The following is a 16,261-nucleotide window of genomic DNA, read 5'->3' as shown; positions in this document are numbered from 1 at the left end:
TGCAGGTCGTTTTCGAGCGCTAATGCCGCTGCCCACCAGGTGGGTTCGACGGCCTCCAGAACCCCGTCGCAAGCCGGTTGGCGCGTCCTATGCAGGAGCTACTCTGCCCATAGAATCATAAAGGGCTCATCCTCCCGCAGATCGACCGTAATGGTCTTCGCGAGTGGAACCCTGGCGCCGCTCCACAGGTTGCGATAGGTACGGTCCGCAAGGACCGGCGGCAGAGCAATCTCCGGCTGGGCCAGACGCAGCACCTGCGACGTTGCGGGCGCATGCAGCACGTTGACGACAAGCCGGGGTGCGACGACGATCAGGGCATGATCTGAATCGGCCCGCGCGAAGGCCACTATCCGATGCGCGCCATCCCCAGTGGCAGCCAAGGGCAGATAGTCACCTTTTCTGAAGAGGCCGGGCGCCTGATGTCGAAGGCCAAGCAGCGCCGAGACGAGTTGCTGCTTGAAACCGGCTGTCTGCCAATCGGTATTGCCGCCGTCTGATCCGACAACGTGAGACGGGAGCTGCTCTTCTAACGCCTCGAATTCCGGCTCGCGGCGGTTATCGGGGTCGACGAGGCTGAAATCGTGGCCCTCGCTTCCCTGGTAGATGTCGGCGACACCTGGTGCCGCCAGTTTGATTAGCGTCTGGGTGAGGCTGTTTGCGAGGCCCGCGCGAATAAAGGGTTGCAGCGTATCCACGAAATCGGTCCTGAACCCTCTGTTGTCGGGGGACAGGAGTGCGCGGGCGTAGTCGAGGACGGCTGCCTCGTAGGCGTCGTTCACCTCACCCCAGTTCGTGCGCAGTTTGGCCTCCCGCAACGCCTTTTCAAGATAGGGCAGGAAGCGTTCTTGAAGCTCCTGGATGCCTTCGTCGTCATCCGCGACAAGGCCGACAGGCCAGACCCCGGCGAGTGCCTGGTAGATCATCCATTCGACTGCCGGCTCCGGCGCCGGGCCGTCGGGTAGATGCTGGACGTTGGCCCGGCTCATGCCGCGCCAGCGGTCAAGCGCCTCCACCCAGATGCCGGGAGCCTCGGCGAGGCTGTAAAGGCGCGCGCGGGCGTCTTCGCCGCGCTTGGTGTCATGCGTCGACGTCGCGGACAGGCCGTCGGGTTGGGTGGCGAGCCGTTCGGACATCTCAGCATGGAAGCGTTCAACTGAGAAGCTGCGCGGCATCGGCTCCGCACCCACCTCGTTGAGCGCCAACACCGCACTGTGCCGGTAAAACAGTGTGTCTTCCAGCGATTTGGCCATCAACGGTCCGGTCAGCTGCTGGAATCGCGTGCGAAACTCCACAGCTGCAGCCGATGCAAATCGGGCGTCATCTTCCTTCAGGATGCGTGCGATGAAGGCGACGGTCTCGAGATCGGCATCGCCGGGCTCGCGTCGAACCGCGCCCAGCACCTGGTCGAGCATGGAACGACTTTCCGGCGGCAATCCACGGGAGCTGCCATAAGTTCGATAAACGGGAAAAGCAACCAGCAGCTCGCGCAGTCCCCTCCGTAGCGCGCTGTCGGATAGAGACGGATGAGGCGGCTCCTTCGCGCTGATTTCCAGCACGAGAGCAAGGAGGGTGGAGAACTCGCCGGCGAAATTCTTGTCCACCATCAGCAGTTTCGCCTCGCGCAATTCCTGCTTGAGGTCCACCAACGCGCCCGTCGAATGGGCATAAGCGTCACGCAGCTCGCTAAGGCCGATGGCGTCGACCAGCGCCTGACTGACGGATGAAATGAATTCATAACCGGTGGTGCCGGCGACCGGCCAGTCTCGCGGAAGACGCTCGCCATGGCCGAGGATCTTTTCGACGGTGATATAGCAGGCGGGCCCCGTCTTCGATCGCAATCGGCGCAGATAGGAGGCTGGATCCGCCAGTCCGTCGATGTGATCGACGCGCAAGCCGTCCACCACCCCGTCACGAACCAGCTCCAGGACGAGGCGATGGGCATCGTCAAAGACCATTTCGTCTTCAACCCGGAGCCCGACAAGCCCGGTGATCTCGAAGAAGCGGCGATAGGACAGGTCGCTAGCCGCATCCCGCCAGGACATCAGCCGATAGGGTTGCTGATCGTGGAGCCGGGCGATGCCCGCCTTGTCCGATGTCTGCAGGACGGCACTTTCGCGGCCGGCATAGCTGTCCGGGATGATTGGATAGAAGCTGTCGAAATAGGCGAGCGCCGGCTTGCCGCTTCGAGGATCGGCTTTTACCGACAAATCACCCGCCGCAATGACCCTTTCGAAACTGTCGCCTAGAGATGGCAAGGTCAGGCGGCGCGACCAGTCAATGTCGAAGTGGCGGGCAAACCGGCTCTTCTCGCCAAACTCGATGACGTCGCGCCACCAGGTATTCTCCAATGACGCTGCCATATGGTTCGGCACGATGTCGAGAATGAGCCCAAGCCCCTCTGCCTTGAGCGCCCCGATCATGCGGTCAAATCCGTCGCGGCCGCCGATCGCCGGGTCGATTTCATTGGCATCGGTCACGTCGTAACCATGCGTGGAGCCGGACGCGGCCTTGAAGATCGGCGAGGCGTAAAGATGGCTGATGCCAAGGCGTCTGAGATAGGGCGCAAGCGCACCCGCGCGATCAAACGTCATGCCGTTGCGAAATTGAACTCGATAGGTAGCTGTCGGAATGGTCATGGAAGGCCTTCGGATGAGAATGAAGAAGGTTTGAAACCTGTCGCAGGAAACCCTCGGCGCGTGCTCTTGTTCCCGATCCTGGTGTTTCCAGGCGAAAGCCGAAACGTCGACGCGCAGCGGTGGGTCGCAGGTCGCAATCCGGCTATCAGCATGACGGCGTTGGCACCTTAAGAAGAGGCTTTTGGCGTCGTCCGTCGCGCGGCCAAGCTTCCTCGCGCTCGCCATAGCCTCGCCAGCCAAGTGCCGCTGCGTACGCTAGCGAACGATCGTTAGCCTTTGGGAACCAGTCACGGGCACTCAGGTTCGGTGATGAGGTGACAGGAGAACGACGATGCATTCGGCATACTGGATGACGATCTTTTCAGCTATCACGCTGGCGAGCTGGATGGCTGCCGGGGCGACGGCGATCTTCGGCGTTCACAAGGAGGTTAGGCATCCGGCCGCAACCCATGCCGCTGAATGGCTGATGGCAGGTTTCATGCTCATTGGCGCAACCTCCGTCACGATGATCATTCTGCTCTCGGCGCTGTCGTGACAAGTGTCAGCCCCCGTATTCCGCCGGTCTTTCCCTTCTCCGCAGGATTCTGTCTTGGTGTCGGTCTCGGCGGATATTTCGATGGCGTCGTGTTTCACCAACTCCTGCAATGGCACCATCTCTTCAGTTCCTGGTATCCGATCGCGTCGGTCGAGGACCTGCAGTTCAACACATTCTGGGACGGCGCGTTCCACTCGGTCACCTATCTGTTCATCCTGGCTGGCCTTTTTCGCCTGTGGCGCGCGGCGCGTCTTGTTCACTTCAGGTGGTCGACCCGGTGCCTGACGGCCTCCATCTTGACCGGATTTGGCACCTTCAATCTCATCGAAGGCCTTGTCGACCACCAGATGTTGGGCATCCACCACGTCAATGAGACCGTTCTCCGTACGAACTGGCTGTACTGGGATATCGCCTTCCTGGCCTGGGGCGGAGCCATGATGCTGATAGGCCTGTTGTCGTGGAGGCACATCCATGCGTGAAATCGGAGCCGTCCTTTTGAAAGAGGCGCTGACAGCGTCGATCTGGGCATCCTTCGGCCTCGGGGTCCTTGCCGCCACGCGGCCGGTCTGGTCCCATTTTCTGTTCGCAGAAACCGTCGCTTGCCGACCGGCTTTCCCTTCGCTGTCTCGGCTTTTAAGCGGTGAATGCAGCCACTTGCCCGCATCACGAGCGTCAGCCCAGGCGCCTGGGGTCATCGAACATGAGGCAGGCAGCGCCGCCCGCCGTTGGTTATCGCTCGATCGTGCCGTTTCTCCGTATCTTTCTTTGTAGAAGGAGTATGCCGTAAAGCAGCGCTTCAGCGGTGGGAGGACAGCCCGGCACGTAGATATCGATGGGCACGACGCGGTCGCAGCCGCGCACCAATGTCGGCAGGATCAGATGCTGCGGTTAAGACAATGAAGAGGCGGGGAACATCACCTGTCCATAAATGTTATGACTAGATGAAAGGAGACCGATCATGGGAATGAACAAGCCAAAGGATGGTGCCCCCGGCACGACGGATCAGTCGCCGCGCTGGGAAGGTCCGCAGGAAAACACCCCGAAAGGCTATCTGCCCGCCAAGGACAATCCGGACCTGTCTGAAGATGCCAACGGCGAAACCAATGCAGATCCCGAGGTGAAGAAGATCTCGGATGGATACAAGCAAAAGGGCGAATGATATGTCCGATGTCAGGAAAGATGCCCAGGGCCAGTTCGCACCATCGCAGGCCGATCGCAGGGCAACAGGCGTTGCCAGTGCCAAGCCGACTGTGATCACCGGCTCCGAGGACGCGACCGCCCACAAGACCCCGCCGGGCGATAAGCCGGTGAAGGAGTGGGATGTCAATCACGATCCGTCGAGTTCGAATGAAGGCGACATGCGCTAGGTCGGACATCCATTTCCAGCTCGCCGCGGGCCTGATGCGCGCCGAGATCGATAGCGTCCTGTGCACCAAGGCTGGACCGATTTGCCACCAGGCCTTGGCTATCCCTTTTTACTTATGAAACAAGGCTCGGCGGGATTTTCAGGAGCATTTCATGTCAGACGGCAATCAGGGACCTGAATGGTGGTTCGCCTGGGTCGGAGCGACCAACACCAACCTTGGAATGGCACGGTTTTTGGCTCTTCCTCTTGGCTTCATCGTGATATTTGGAACGGTCATGTGGCTGGTTTTGTCATCCACATGATCCTCTGCTGCACGAAAGCAGCAGCTTAAGCTTCGATCAGACCATGGTCGGCTTGAGATCGGCTGGAGAGGTGGAATTCCGACGCGCAAGCCACGAGCGGGCGTGAAATGCGCCACACCCTCCCTGCTTTTTTCGTCGCTGACGATATGCGACCACGCTAGATCCTAGTCGTTTCTAAAAACGTCGGGCAGGTAATGACGGTCGATGATTGCCAGTGTCCGGTCGCGGCGAATGACATAGGTCTCCTCGACCCGCCGTCCCCATTCGTCTGTAAAGTCGTGGGGAAAAGTGGACCCGATCGGGGAACGGATCAATCTGGCGTGGGGCTGGCCCCTGTAGGTGATGCTGCCGACAATAGGAGAGAGCCCCTCGCCGTTTAGGTTCGAGGCGCACCCAGTCAGCCAACCAAGGCACAGGATGGTGGTCGCGATAATTTTCATGATGACTTCCGGTGTGAATATGACTGGCTGGCGAGACGTAAGGGCAGCCGTGCATCGCGGAAAGGGCAACCATCCTGTTTCGGCTCGCGGTTGGCGGTGGGACCGATGTTTTATCCCAGACACGGCGTCGTTTCAGGCCCCGACCTCTTTTACGACAGGCGCCTCGGCCTGAGGGGAAACAGAGGACCTTCAGATGCAGGAAGGGCCGCAGATTATCCTACCTGCGGCCCTTATTGCTAGATCATCACTTCGCCGCCCGTAACCGGGATGACGGCACCCGTCATATAGCTGCCGAGGTCGCTTGCCAGAAGCACGTAGGCACCTGCCAGTTCGGCAGGCTGGCCGGCGCGGCCGATCAGCGTTTGCTCACCGAACTTGGCCGCCTTTTCCGCCGGCATTGTCGAAGGGATGAGAGGCGTCCAGATTGGACCGGGTGCTACGGCATTTACCCGGATCCCTTTGTCGGCGACCATTTCAGCCAGGCCGGCGGTGAAATTCAGCACCGCGCCTTTCGTGGATGCATAGGCGAGGAGTTGCGGCGAGGGCTGGCGCGACTGGATCGAGGTCGTGTTGATGATGGCGCTTCCTGGCCGCATGTGCGGAACCGCTGCCTTCGACAGGAAGAAGGGGGCATAGACGTTGGTGCGGAAGGTTTCGTCCCATTCGGCGGCAGAAATGTCGCCGATGTCCGCGTAGGTGCGCTGGAAGGCAGCGTTGTTGACAAGGATGTCGATCCTCCCTAGTCCGGCGACCGCCTGTTCGATCAAGGCCTTGCAATGGTCTTCCGACTTGATGTCTCCGGGCGCGAGAACCGGCCTGCGTCCCGCTTGCTCGACCCACCTGGCCGTGTCACGGGCGTCCTCCTCCTCGTTGAGGTAGGAAATGATGATATCTGCTCCCTCGCGCGCGAACGCGATCGCCACGGCTTTTCCGATACCGGAATCGGCGCCGGTGATCAGCGCGACCTTGCCCTCAAGCTTGCCGCTGCCTTTGTAGGACTGTTCACCGTGATCGGGGACAGGCTGCATCTTTGCCGTGCTGCCCGGCGGCTGTTGCTGCTGTTCCGGATAAGGGGGCTTCGGGCGCCGGATTTCTTCTGACATGTCGATCTCCTCATAGGTTGCACAGGCCAAACAGACGGGCTCCCCCAATGTTCCTTTCGCGCAAGGGCCCGCTCGACATTTACCGGCGGCCGGCTTTTGTCGGCGACAGTGCCAGTTCGATGCGTCCCCCATACGTTCTGGGGCAGCGGCCCTATCGATTGTCTTCGGACCGACATCAAGTGCCGCGCAAACCGTGGTGGCGCCAGTCGTTTTGTTCTTTGGCTAAAACGGGACCTGCGTGATCAGCAGCAGGGCGTTGATGGCCAGCGCCGCGGCAAGGACCATAGCAAAAAGGCGCGGGTACTCTTCCATCCTGTCTGCCGATCTCTGTTGCCCGGCCGTGCCGTGATCACGGAATGCAAACCTTCGGGCCAGATCTTCTATGGTTGCATCTGCATCATCTTTACCATCGGCATCATGTTCTGCGTCAGATGATCCATGATCCAGATCGAGCCGAGGACAATCAGAAAGACCACCATAACCCCGAAAACCGGAGCGGCCGACGCGAGGCGGCGCAGATGCGGACAGCAGCATCGACGCGGTTTTTTGTGTGGCCTGCACTTCCCCCTGATGATGATCGGCTCCTGTCGGCATTGGCGTACCGTCGTTCCGGCGGTTTTTCAAAGGGATCAGCCCGGAACATTTTCCATCTGCGCCGGTTTGAGACGCAGCAGGAGGAGGGCGCGCAGCTGTGGCCTATGTCGGATCGCAGGAAGGTAGCCGTCGAGACCTGCCAAGACGCTTGGTAAGGCTGCGGTGCTGGCTTCTTTTGATCTGCGCGCTTATCGCAGTCGTTGCATGCGCCGCAACCTGGCAGCTGACGGCGCCGCGTCTGGCCTTTGAGCGTCCGCCGCCGGATCTCGTCCAAGGCAATGTCGAGCGTGGCAGGATTGTTTTTTTTGCCGGCGGCTGCGCCTCCTGCCACGCTTCCCCCGGCCAACCGGACCGGTTGCGCCTGGGTGGCGGCTTTGCTTTGGCCTCACCCTATGGCATCTTTCGGGTGCCCAACATTTCCCCTGACCGGCAAGCCGGGATCGGCTCCTGGTCGGTGACGGATCTCGCCAATGCACTTCTGTCGGGCGTCTCGCCAGACAAGGCGCATTATTATCCTGCCTTTCCCTATTCAAGTTATACCGGCATGACGCTCGAGGACGTCAGAGATCTCTACGCCTTCCTGCAGAGCCTGGAGCCGGTGCCGGATCGCTCGAAACCGCATGAGCTGGCGCTGCCTTTTCGCATCAGGCGCTTCGTCGGTTTCTGGAAACTGTTGTTTTTCAGGCCGCGCCATGTCGAAGACGCTCGCGCCGGCCAGCCGGTCAGCGATCGTGGCAGATATCTGGTGGAGGTCCTTGGTCATTGCGCCGAATGCCATTGCACCCATAATGCCTTCGGAGCCGTCAAGCCGTCGACGCGCTTTGCCGGCGGAGCGAATGTCGACGGTGTCGGTTTCATCCCCAACATTACGCCGCAGCGGCTGGCATCCTGGTCTGTCCAAGACTTTGCCGAAATGCTCAAGAGCGGAAAGACGCCCGATCATGGCCAAATCGGATGGTCGATGGCTGACGTGGTCGAAAATACCGCCGAGTTGTCGCAAGACGACCGCCTCGCCATTGCGAGCTACCTGAAGTCGCTGCCGCCCAAGGATACGCCGAAACCGTGAAAGGCCGCCTTCAGTGGGCGTAGAGATAGGCGGCAATATCACGGGCCTCGGCCGGCGTGATACCAGTGACAGGCATGGCTGTTCTCGGAGAGTAAGCCGGCGGCGTGACAATCCAGCCAACGAGGTTGTCGGGTGTGTTGTTGAGAACGCCGGCTATATAGACCCGTTCGGATAGTCCGCTTAATGACCCGCCGACCTTGCCATCCGCGCCGGCAACGCCCGGAATCGTATGGCATCCGCTGCAGCCATATTGACGGAAGAGGGCCGGGGCCCGCCGCGGATCTCCTCCTGTCATTGCGATCGCCGACGCCACCTGTTGCGAGCGTTTCTGGAAGCTGTTGATACCGACCATGGCGCCAAGGAAAACGAGGGTAAGGGCGGCCGGCACGAATAGGCCCAGCCACAGGTCAATGGTGGGCTGCTTGGGTTCCATCGGGGCCTCCTTTGGCGGAATTGTGGATCCAGAGGGCCGTCAGCGCCAGGGCTGCGCCAGCATAGACGATGCCAGCTGGCACCCACATGATCAGGCCGGCGATCTGCTGGTCCTCGAGCGGGGTCATGCCCCATGCCGACGCGTCGCGCGTCTCAAACTGATAGCGCACATCCGGCGCCAGCGTGATCAGCGCTCCAAGCAGGCTCATGTGCATCATGGTGACAAAGAGATGCCACACGGCCATCCCCCTGTTGGCCGTCCAAAGAACCGCCCACCAGAATATCAAGGCGCTCAGGAAGAAGCTCATATGCTGCAGCCGGTGAAGAGCAATGTTTGTGACCGCTGCGTCGAAAACCGGTGGCGCGTGCCAGGCCCATATCGCCATGCCGTGCAAAAAGGTGGCGAGCGTACCGCCTGTAAGCCGTGACCAGGTTGAACGCAACGGCGTCGATCCGACAACCTTTGCGCATAATGCTCGGGCCACCCGCGGCAGTCCCCAGAGGATGAGGGCGAGTGGACGCGAAAGCACCATCAAGGGGGCGGCGAGAGCCATGATGAGCTCGTGTTCGATCATGTGCATGCTGAAAAGCTTCTCGCCAAGCTCGTGCAGCGGCGATACGAGGGCGAATGTCAGCACGCTCCAGCCCGACCAGAAGCTCAACGAGCTGCGAGCAAGCCTGCGCTGGCCGCGGCGGCTGCGGTGGCCGAGTTTGCGCTGCCCCTGACCATAGAGCAGTGCGATGATCACGAGCGGTGTGACGATCCACGGATCGAGCGTCAAGGACAGGGCCGGATGGGGATGACCGTCATGGGCAAACGCCGTTGCCGGGATCAGCATGATGAACGGGACCGTCAAGGCCAAGATGACCGGACACCTTTTCATAGCCTCGGGATCCAGTAGATGCAGCCGTAGAGCGGCAGCCAGGTCGCAACCACGAAGTTCCAGTAGAGGGCGTTATCCTCCACGTCCCCGTAGCGGCGCAGGTTGTCGCCGTGGCGCGAAAACATCAAGCAGGTCAAAACCAGCGTATCGGCGAGATCGGTCAGGATATGGGTCGTGTGCAGGCCGAGCATGACCCACAGGATCGACCCGTAGGCATTGTCGTCCCAGCGTATGTTAATGGCTGGGAACTCGAAGATGCGCGGCACGAGGGGCACGATGCCGAAGATCGACATGATCACGAGCCCGATCCTGACCTTGCGAAGGTCGCGCTGTCCGGCCCAGCGCGTGACAAGCAGGTTCGGAACAAGGCTTGCCAGAAGCAGAACCGTGAGAATGGTCCCAGGCAACAGGTCCGGCGGCGGCGCGTTCAACGGCCAGGACGGCGCGTTGGCCATGAGGTAGAGATAGACGGCGATCGCCAGCGCAAAACCGCTGCCCTCGATCAGCATGAAGGCGCTCGTACCCCAAAAGGTCAAGCTGGCCGTGCCGGTCGCATGCAGGGGAAGATGCGACAGATCGAGAACGACTTTCTCCTTCATGATTCATCCTCCGGCGTTCGCTTCGGCCAAAACCAGCAGGTCAGGGCGATTGCGATCGGAACAGCGCCCCAGACCACCGCCCAGGCGCTGAACATCGAACCGATCAGCATGACGGTCGTTGCGAGCGCCGCCACGAGCGGCCAGATCGAATCTGCCGGTGAGGATTCGCGCGCTTCAGGTTCGGCTGCAACAACGCTGCTGACGACGAGTTCGCGTCGGTCGACCCGCAGACCGGTGGCGACCGGCAGTTCCGATGACGCCCGCCAGAGGGGGTCGCGTGACTGCACGACAGGAATGCGGGCGAAGTTATAGGGCGGCGGCGGTGAGGCAGTCGCCCATTCGAGCGAAGCGCAATTCCAGGGATTGGGGCCGGCGACCTTTCCGCTGCGCAGACTGCGGATGGCATCGATGAAGAACAGGCCGAAACCAGCAGCCAGAACGAATGCGCTGACGCTGACAAAGAGGTTCATGCCGGACCAGGGAAGTTCCGGCGGATAGGTATAGACCCTGCGCGGCATGCCCGCGAGGCCAAGAATATGCATCGGAAAAAAAGTCAGGTGAAAGCCCGCGAAAATCAGGCCAAAGACGATGCGCCCAAGCTTTTCGCTCATCATCCGGCCTGTCATCTTGGGAAACCAGTAATAAATGGCACCCACCAGAGGAAACACAGCGCCCCCAACGAGGACGTAGTGAAAATGCGCTACGACGAAGTAGGTGTCGTGGACCTGCGTGTCGAGCGGCACGGATGCGACCATCACTCCGGTCATCCCACCCATCACGAAGGTGATGAGAAAGCCGATGACGAACAGCATCGGCGTCTTGAAGATCGGTCTGCCGCTCCACAAGGTCGCGAGGAAGCAGAAGATCTGGGTGCCGGCCGGGATGGCGATAGCCATGCTCGAAGCGGTAAAGAAGCTGCTTCCCGAGGGCGGCAGCCCGGCCACGAACATGTGATGCACCCAAAGGCCGAAAGACAGGAGGCCTGTTGCGATCAGCGCCATGACAAGTGCCAGATATCCAAAGACAGGGCGCTGCGAAAACGGCGAGATCATCGCCGAGACCATGCCGACGGCCGGCAGGAAGATGATGTAGACTTCGGGGTGGCCGAAAAACCAGAAGAGGTGCTGCCACAAAAGCACGTCCCCCCTCTCGGCCGGATTGTAGAAATGCGTGCCGACCAGCCGGTCGAGGATAAGCGAGGAACTGGCGAACATGATCGCCGGCATCGCGATGATTACCAGGAAGGATGTTACCAGCATCGACCAGACAAAGACCGGAATGCGATCGAGGGACATGCCTGGCGCCCGCTGCTTGAACACGGTCACGACGATCTCGACGGCAACGGCAAGGGCCGACAGTTCGGTGAAGGTGATCATCTGAGCCCAGATGTCGGCGCGTTTTCCGGCGCCATATTCAGGACCCGATAGTGGCACATAAGCGAACCAGCCGACATCGGGGGCCGCGTCGAGCGCCACGGCGATCCAGAGAACGAGACCGCCGGCGAGGAAGATCCAGTAGGAGAATGCGTTGAGGCGTGGAAAGGCGATGTTGCGCGTGCCCACCATGAGTGGCACCAGGTAGACACCCATCGCTTCCATGACCGGCACCGCAAACAGGAACATCATGTTCGAGCCGTGCGTCGTGAAGATCTGATTATAGCGGTCGGCGCTGAGAAAGCGTGCTTCCGGAAAGGCGAGCTGCACGCGCATGATCAGGGCCAGGACGCCGCCAAGCGCCAGAAAAACGAAGGCGGTGACGATGTAACGCCGCGCGATGATCTTGTGATCGACGGTTGTCAGCGCGCCCCAGATGCCTTTTCCTGACTGCCATGTCCGGCGAAGGCGCGGTTCCAGCTCTTCCCGCTCGACCTCGACATCCAGAACCTGCGCGGTGGATGAGCTGTTCATCGCAATGTCTCCAGGAAAGCCGTCACCTGTCGAAGTTCCTCGCTCGTCATGGGGACCAGCGGCATGTTGTTGCCGGGCTTGATCGTCTGCGGGTCGGCAATCCAGGCGGCAAGCGAGCCGGCGCTATTTTGCAACACGCCGGCCGCAAGCATGCGCCTGGAGGCGACATGGGTCAGATCGGGACCCGATGTGCCCTTTGCCTCGGTACCACGGATCGTATGGCAGGCGGCGCACGGCTTGCGCATGAAGACGTCGCGCCCGGCAACGATGGCGGCGTCCTCCGACACGACAGCGCTCCGGCGCTGGCTGTCAAGCCATTGACGATAAGCCTCCGGTTCCTGCGCGACAACTTCGAGCGCCATGTGGGCGTGCTGGAGGCCGCAGAATTCGGCGCATTGGCCCCGGTAGATGCCAGACCTTTCAGCATGGAGCGTAATCGTATTGTCGCGGCCGGGCACAAGGTCCTGCTTGCCGGCAAGCGACGGAACCCAGAAGGAGTGGATGACGTCGGTGGCCTGCAAGCGCAGGCGCACATCCTGGCCGACGGGAATGTGCAGTTCGTTTGCCGTCTGAAATCCCAGCGAACTATCGTCGCCGTCATAGTCGAAACGCCACCACCATTGCTCGCCACGCACGAGGATGGCAGCGGAGGATGCCTCTTTATATTCCGGGAACCGGTCGGACGTGAAGCTTACCACCGTCAGCAGGACGATAATTGCCGCGGTCGAAAGGATGGCCACCGTCACGACCACCGAGATCTGCCGCTCCTGCGCGCCCTCGCTGTCCTCCCGGCTTGGCTTGCGCAGAAGCGACCAGACCAGCGCCCCCATGACGAGGAAAAAGACGCTCGTGCAGACAAAGACGAAGACGAGGATGATGTGGAGGAGGTCGGTGGCCGCCGGCCCCCTTGGATCGAGCGCCGACTGCGCTCCGGTGCATCCTGACAGCAACCCCGCAAGAAGGACACACGATACGATCGCTGCCTGTTTCATTGTCGACGATCCAGTCGCCGCATGCCGACTGGTCCCTCTTGGAACAAACCCGCCGCGGGCGCCCTGTTTTCGGCCGGCCTGCTGTTCTTCTCGTCGTTGCGGGCCGGCGCGGTATATTTTGCCTGATATGCTCCAACCGTTCTGAGATAACCGGCAAGCTGCCAGATCTCGTCGATGGTCATGCGATTTGCGAACGCCGGCATGCCATGCGGGCGACCATCGCGTATGGACGCTACCAGTGTTTCGATCTCTGGTCCGTAGGACCACCATCCGTCGAGAAAGGACGGTCCGCTGAGCCCGCGGCCGTCGCCGTGGCAGGCCGGGCAGCCGAACCAGGTATAAAGCCGCTTGCCCTGGCTGAGATCATAGGCAGTGTTCTCATAGGGCATTCCGATTGCAAAATAGACATCGGGGGGCGTGCCGCCAATACCATTTGCCATTAGCCGGACATCATTCAAGGATGCAGAGACAGGGGGCGGCGCCCGATACTGACGTGGTTGCCGCATCCAGCCGAGCATCGCGCCGGCACAAGCCGCGCCGAGAAGGCAGAATGTCAACAGCAGCCAGCGCCGAGTAACCATTGGCATTGCTCATCTCGTCTGGCGTTGTCCCGCCGAAGCGGTCATCCGAACTGGCAACAGCTTATAGGACGGGGTCTTGGCCTTGGGATCGTGATGGTCCAGCGGAAACAGCGGATTGGCCTCCGGATAATAGGCAGCGCAGGAACCGGACGGGATCTGATAGGGAACCAGGGAAAAGCCCTCGACGCGGCGCAGCCGCTTTCCATCGACGGCAGTCGTCAGGTCGACGAGGTCGCCGGCGGCAAAGCCGAGACGCCGCATGTCGGCTTCGTTGACGAAGACCACGCGCCGCGTGCCCTTGATGCCCCTGTAGCGGTCGATAAAGCCGTAAATCGTCGTGTTGAACTGGTCGTTCGATCGCAATGTCAGTAGATTGAACGTCTCCTCACTGCCTGGCGTCAGCTCAAGCTCCGGAAAAAGCCGCTGCGGTGTGATGAAGTTTGCCTTGCCGTTCGGCGTCGTCCATTTACGTTCGCGCGCCGGAACCGATCGTGTGATGCCGCCCGGCTGGAACATCTTCAGATTGAAGTCCTTGAAGGTTTCCGGATAGGTCTGCTCGATGGCGTCGCGAATGCGCGAGTAGTCGCCGACCCAGCCATCCCAGTCGACGTTGCCCCTGCGCAGGCTTGCCTTGGCGATGCCCGCAATGATTGCGGGCTCGGACAGGAGGTCTGGACTTGCCGGCCTGGCACGACCACGTGAACCGTGAAAGTGGGCCGTGGAGCTTTCCGTCGACACGGCTTGCGGCCCGGACTGCTGTTCATCCACCTCGGTACGCCCAAGACAGGGCAGGAGATAGGCGACCTCGCCGTGGATCACATGGCTGCGATTGAGCTTGGTGGCGATCTGAACGGTCAGGCGAAGCTTTCTCCAGGCCGCTTCGACGGCTTCGGTATCGGGGACGGCGCGCAGGAAGTTGCCGCCAAGGCCGATAAAGGCACGTGCCTTGCCCTCGATGATCGCCTTGCAGGTGTCGATCGTCGATCGCCCCTCCGAACGTGGCGGCTCGAACTGATAGAGCTGTGACAGCTTGTCGAGCGGCACGAGCCCTGGTTTTTCGGTGATCCCCACAGTGCGTTGGCCCTGCACGTTGGAATGGCCGCGCACAGCACAGATATTGGCGCCAGGCTTGCCGATATTGCCGCGAAGAAGCGCGAGATTGGCAACCATCTGCACATTCTCGACCCCCATGACCTGCTGGGTCAGGCCCATGCCGTAGATGATGAGGACGGCCTTGGCATTGGCATAGATCTCTGCGGCTTCCCGCATCTGGGCCTGGCTGAGGCCGGACACATGTTCGAGCGCGCTCCAGTCGTGACGTCGACAGGCTTGGGCGAATTCCTCAAAGCCCGCCGTGTGGTCGTCGATGAAAACATGATCGAGAACATGCTTCTTGTCGGCGGCGGCCATCGAGGCGGCGAAGGCGACGTCGGCGGCATTGTCCGGATCCTTGGGAATAGCGTCTGTGCCGCTGATCCGGCTTGTCTTCGATTGCTTCAATGCGTCATCGGCCTCGACGAGAGCCTTGCAGACGCCGAAAAGCGCGGCGACGTCCCCGCCATTGCGCAGCTGATAGTAGTGAGAGGAAATCGGCGTCTTGTGCCCGGTCAACATCTGCGCCGGGTCCTGCGGGTTGATGAAATTTTCCAGCCCCGGTTCTGGCAGCGGGTTGAAGGTGACGATCTTCACGCCCCTTTCGACCGCCTCCTGCAGGTCATGCAGCATTCTCGGCGACGATGTGGCGACGTTCTGGGCGATATAGAAGATACAGTCGCAATTCTGGAAATCGGTGAGATCCGCGGTCCCGACGGTTGCTCCGATGCTCGTCGGCAGGCCGACGGACGTGCTTTCGTGGCACATGTTGGAGGAATCGGGCAGGTTGTTGGTGCCGTAAAGCCTTGCCAGCAGCTGGTACATGTAGGCCGTCTCCAGCGAGGCTCGCCCGGACGTATAGAAGTCCACTTCGTCAGGCAAAAGCGCCTGAAGCTCGGCACCGATTTCGACGAAGGCCGCCTCCCAGGCAATGGGCTCATAGCGATCGGTCTCGGCGTTCCAGCGCATCGGCTGCGTCAGCCGGCCGCGCTCTTCCAGATCATAGTCGCTCCAGGCCTCGAGCTCATGAAGAGTGGTCGAGGCGAAGAATTTTTGATCGGCGCGCCTGCTCGTCGCCTCCCAGGCGGTGGCCTTGGCGCCGCTTTCGCAAAATTCCAATGCGCGCGGCTTGGCGGGCTTTGCCCAGGCGCAGCTTGCGCACATGTAGCCGTCAGGCTTGTTGTGGTGCGACAGCAGCGACATGCCGGAGGTTACGACATGTTCGCGCACCAGAATTTCAGTAAGCGCGCGTGCCGAGCCCCATCCTCCGGCCGTTCGGTCGTGCGGTCCCAAAAGCGGTTCATCGTCCTGGCGTACCGACATGACTTTCTCTCCCTCTGTTGCCGTTCCGGCGCATTTATGTCTCACTCCCGCAGGTGGCGTTTGCGCCACCGCGCGCTGCTTTCTCGTTCACGGGCAAACAGAGCCTGCCCGTGGCAGATCGCCGCCGTCATCGCCACCTTCGGCCCGTTTCAAGGGGCGGTCTCATGCCGCGTTACTCATGGGCGATGCCGCACATGCCCCATCTCGACCTGTCCTAACCGGCCAGCCATCGAACTGTTCCGCGCGGGCAGAAAAATATCGGCGCACGATATAAAAAGCATCTCATCTTTTCGCTTCCTGCTGGTCTGGCCGCAGCCGGCCAGTCGACGCCGCAAATGTCGAGGAGGCTGATGAAGCGGCACTGGGGATCGTCCCGCAACAATCCAAGCAACTCGACGACATGATCGGC

The 16,261-nt window shown here is 60.9% G+C and carries 16 protein-coding genes and 2 pseudogenes; 6 read left to right on the top strand and 12 right to left on the bottom strand.

Annotated elements, in window-relative coordinates; genetic code table 11:
* Positions 1 to 98 precede the first annotated feature (98 nt).
* Entirely contained in the window at positions 99 to 2,636 is a 2,538-nt protein-coding gene (treY, locus tag LVY75_34825; GenBank protein ID XAZ25965.1) for a malto-oligosyltrehalose synthase, read from the bottom strand.
* Between the two features lie 331 nt (positions 2,637 to 2,967).
* On the opposite strand from treY, the gene LVY75_34820 reads away from it, so the two are divergent.
* Both LVY75_34820 and LVY75_34815 read left to right on the top strand, forming a co-directional pair.
* A complete protein-coding gene (locus tag LVY75_34820) occupies positions 2,968 to 3,171 on the top strand; it encodes a hypothetical protein (protein ID XAZ25964.1) in 204 nt (67 codons plus the stop codon).
* On the top strand, positions 3,168 to 3,650 hold the full coding sequence (locus LVY75_34815) for a DUF2243 domain-containing protein (protein ID XAZ25963.1): 483 nt from the start codon (positions 3,168 to 3,170) through the stop codon (positions 3,648 to 3,650). Before LVY75_34820 ends, LVY75_34815 begins: the two co-directional genes overlap by 4 nt.
* Positions 3,651 to 3,900: 250 nt before the next feature.
* On the opposite strand, the pseudogene LVY75_34810 reads toward LVY75_34815, so the two are convergent.
* Positions 3,901 to 4,038, bottom strand: a pseudogene (locus tag LVY75_34810) (NADH-quinone oxidoreductase subunit B).
* A 91-nt stretch (positions 4,039 to 4,129) separates the two neighbouring features.
* Between LVY75_34810 and LVY75_34805 the strand changes: the two are divergent.
* From LVY75_34805 to LVY75_34795, 3 genes are all read left to right on the top strand, one after another.
* A complete protein-coding gene (locus tag LVY75_34805; protein XAZ25962.1) occupies positions 4,130 to 4,330 on the top strand; it encodes a hypothetical protein in 201 nt (66 codons plus the stop codon).
* Between the two features lies 1 nt (position 4,331).
* On the top strand, positions 4,332 to 4,538 hold the full coding sequence (locus LVY75_34800; GenBank protein XAZ25961.1) for a hypothetical protein: 207 nt from the start codon (positions 4,332 to 4,334) through the stop codon (positions 4,536 to 4,538).
* A gap of 151 nt (positions 4,539 to 4,689) precedes the next feature.
* Positions 4,690 to 4,839 (top strand): hypothetical protein, encoded by a 150-nt coding sequence (locus LVY75_34795; protein XAZ25960.1) that lies wholly within the window; start codon positions 4,690 to 4,692, stop codon positions 4,837 to 4,839.
* A gap of 164 nt (positions 4,840 to 5,003) precedes the next feature.
* Here LVY75_34795 and LVY75_34790 read toward each other — a convergent pair whose 3' ends face one another.
* The 3 genes and pseudogenes from LVY75_34790 to LVY75_34780 form a co-directional block, all read right to left on the bottom strand.
* A complete protein-coding gene (locus LVY75_34790) occupies positions 5,004 to 5,279 on the bottom strand; it encodes a hypothetical protein (GenBank protein XAZ25959.1) in 276 nt (91 codons plus the stop codon).
* 236 nt (positions 5,280 to 5,515) lie between these two features.
* Positions 5,516 to 6,382 carry an SDR family oxidoreductase gene (locus tag LVY75_34785; GenBank protein ID XAZ25958.1) on the bottom strand — a complete coding sequence of 289 codons (867 nt, stop codon included), beginning with the start codon at positions 6,380 to 6,382 and terminating at the stop codon, positions 5,516 to 5,518.
* A gap of 380 nt (positions 6,383 to 6,762) precedes the next feature.
* Positions 6,763 to 6,870 (bottom strand): annotated as a pseudogene (locus LVY75_34780) (cytochrome o ubiquinol oxidase subunit IV).
* A 329-nt stretch (positions 6,871 to 7,199) separates the two neighbouring features.
* Between LVY75_34780 and LVY75_34775 the strand changes: the two are divergent.
* Positions 7,200 to 8,042 carry a cytochrome c gene (locus LVY75_34775; GenBank protein XAZ26385.1) on the top strand — a complete coding sequence of 281 codons (843 nt, stop codon included), beginning with the start codon at positions 7,200 to 7,202 and terminating at the stop codon, positions 8,040 to 8,042.
* A 10-nt stretch (positions 8,043 to 8,052) separates the two neighbouring features.
* On the opposite strand, the gene LVY75_34770 is transcribed toward LVY75_34775, so the two are convergent.
* From LVY75_34770 to LVY75_34740, 7 genes are read right to left on the bottom strand one after another with little or no spacing between them, the layout of a single operon-like run.
* Complete coding sequence (locus LVY75_34770) at positions 8,053 to 8,394, bottom strand: c-type cytochrome (GenBank protein ID XAZ26384.1); 342 nt, start codon at positions 8,392 to 8,394, stop codon at positions 8,053 to 8,055.
* A 55-nt stretch (positions 8,395 to 8,449) separates the two neighbouring features.
* On the bottom strand, positions 8,450 to 9,340 hold the full coding sequence (locus LVY75_34765) for a cytochrome c oxidase assembly protein (GenBank protein ID XAZ26383.1): 891 nt from the start codon (positions 9,338 to 9,340) through the stop codon (positions 8,450 to 8,452).
* 14 nt (positions 9,341 to 9,354) lie between these two features.
* A complete protein-coding gene (locus LVY75_34760; protein ID XAZ25957.1) occupies positions 9,355 to 9,957 on the bottom strand; it encodes a cytochrome c oxidase subunit 3 in 603 nt (200 codons plus the stop codon).
* Positions 9,954 to 11,864: a cytochrome c oxidase subunit I gene (gene ctaD, locus LVY75_34755; protein ID XAZ25956.1), complete on the bottom strand. Its 1,911-nt coding sequence runs from the start codon at positions 11,862 to 11,864 to the stop codon at positions 9,954 to 9,956. Before ctaD ends, LVY75_34760 begins: the two co-directional genes overlap by 4 nt.
* Positions 11,861 to 12,856 (bottom strand): cytochrome c oxidase subunit II, encoded by a 996-nt coding sequence (gene coxB / locus LVY75_34750; GenBank protein XAZ25955.1) that lies wholly within the window; start codon positions 12,854 to 12,856, stop codon positions 11,861 to 11,863. The genes ctaD and coxB overlap by 4 nt, the downstream gene beginning before the upstream one ends.
* Positions 12,853 to 13,437, bottom strand: coding sequence for a cytochrome c (locus tag LVY75_34745; GenBank protein ID XAZ26382.1), 585 nt, complete (start codon positions 13,435 to 13,437; stop codon positions 12,853 to 12,855). Before LVY75_34745 ends, coxB begins: the two co-directional genes overlap by 4 nt.
* A gap of 9 nt (positions 13,438 to 13,446) precedes the next feature.
* Positions 13,447 to 15,852 carry an FdhF/YdeP family oxidoreductase gene (locus LVY75_34740; protein XAZ25954.1) on the bottom strand — a complete coding sequence of 802 codons (2,406 nt, stop codon included), beginning with the start codon at positions 15,850 to 15,852 and terminating at the stop codon, positions 13,447 to 13,449.
* Between the last annotated feature and the right edge of the window lie 409 nt (positions 15,853 to 16,261).

The organism is Sinorhizobium sp. B11 (genome assembly GCA_039725955.1).
Lineage (GTDB): Bacteria > Pseudomonadota > Alphaproteobacteria > Rhizobiales > Rhizobiaceae > Rhizobium.
This window is presented reverse-complemented; position numbering and strand designations above follow the sequence as displayed.

What these genes read in the sequence shown, in the direction of transcription:
- LVY75_34785 (XAZ25958.1), bottom strand. Translation starts at nt 6,382, where the DNA reads ATGTCAGAAGAAATCCGGCGCCCGAAGCCCCCTTATCCGGAACAGCAG.
- LVY75_34740 (XAZ25954.1), bottom strand. Translation starts at nt 15,852, where the DNA reads ATGTCGGTACGCCAGGACGATGAACCGCTTTTGGGACCGCACGACCGA.
- LVY75_34795 (XAZ25960.1), top strand. Translation starts at nt 4,690, where the DNA reads ATGTCAGACGGCAATCAGGGACCTGAATGGTGGTTCGCCTGGGTCGGA.
- LVY75_34770 (XAZ26384.1), bottom strand. Translation starts at nt 8,394, where the DNA reads ATGGTCGGTATCAACAGCTTCCAGAAACGCTCGCAACAGGTGGCGTCG.
- LVY75_34805 (XAZ25962.1), top strand. Translation starts at nt 4,130, where the DNA reads ATGGGAATGAACAAGCCAAAGGATGGTGCCCCCGGCACGACGGATCAG.
- LVY75_34800 (XAZ25961.1), top strand. Translation starts at nt 4,332, where the DNA reads ATGTCCGATGTCAGGAAAGATGCCCAGGGCCAGTTCGCACCATCGCAG.
- LVY75_34745 (XAZ26382.1), bottom strand. Translation starts at nt 13,437, where the DNA reads ATGGTTACTCGGCGCTGGCTGCTGTTGACATTCTGCCTTCTCGGCGCG.
- treY (XAZ25965.1), bottom strand. Translation starts at nt 2,636, where the DNA reads ATGACCATTCCGACAGCTACCTATCGAGTTCAATTTCGCAACGGCATG.
- ctaD (XAZ25956.1), bottom strand. Translation starts at nt 11,864, where the DNA reads ATGAACAGCTCATCCACCGCGCAGGTTCTGGATGTCGAGGTCGAGCGG.
- LVY75_34820 (XAZ25964.1), top strand. Translation starts at nt 2,968, where the DNA reads ATGCATTCGGCATACTGGATGACGATCTTTTCAGCTATCACGCTGGCG.
- LVY75_34760 (XAZ25957.1), bottom strand. Translation starts at nt 9,957, where the DNA reads ATGAAGGAGAAAGTCGTTCTCGATCTGTCGCATCTTCCCCTGCATGCG.
- coxB (XAZ25955.1), bottom strand. Translation starts at nt 12,856, where the DNA reads ATGAAACAGGCAGCGATCGTATCGTGTGTCCTTCTTGCGGGGTTGCTG.
- LVY75_34790 (XAZ25959.1), bottom strand. Translation starts at nt 5,279, where the DNA reads ATGAAAATTATCGCGACCACCATCCTGTGCCTTGGTTGGCTGACTGGG.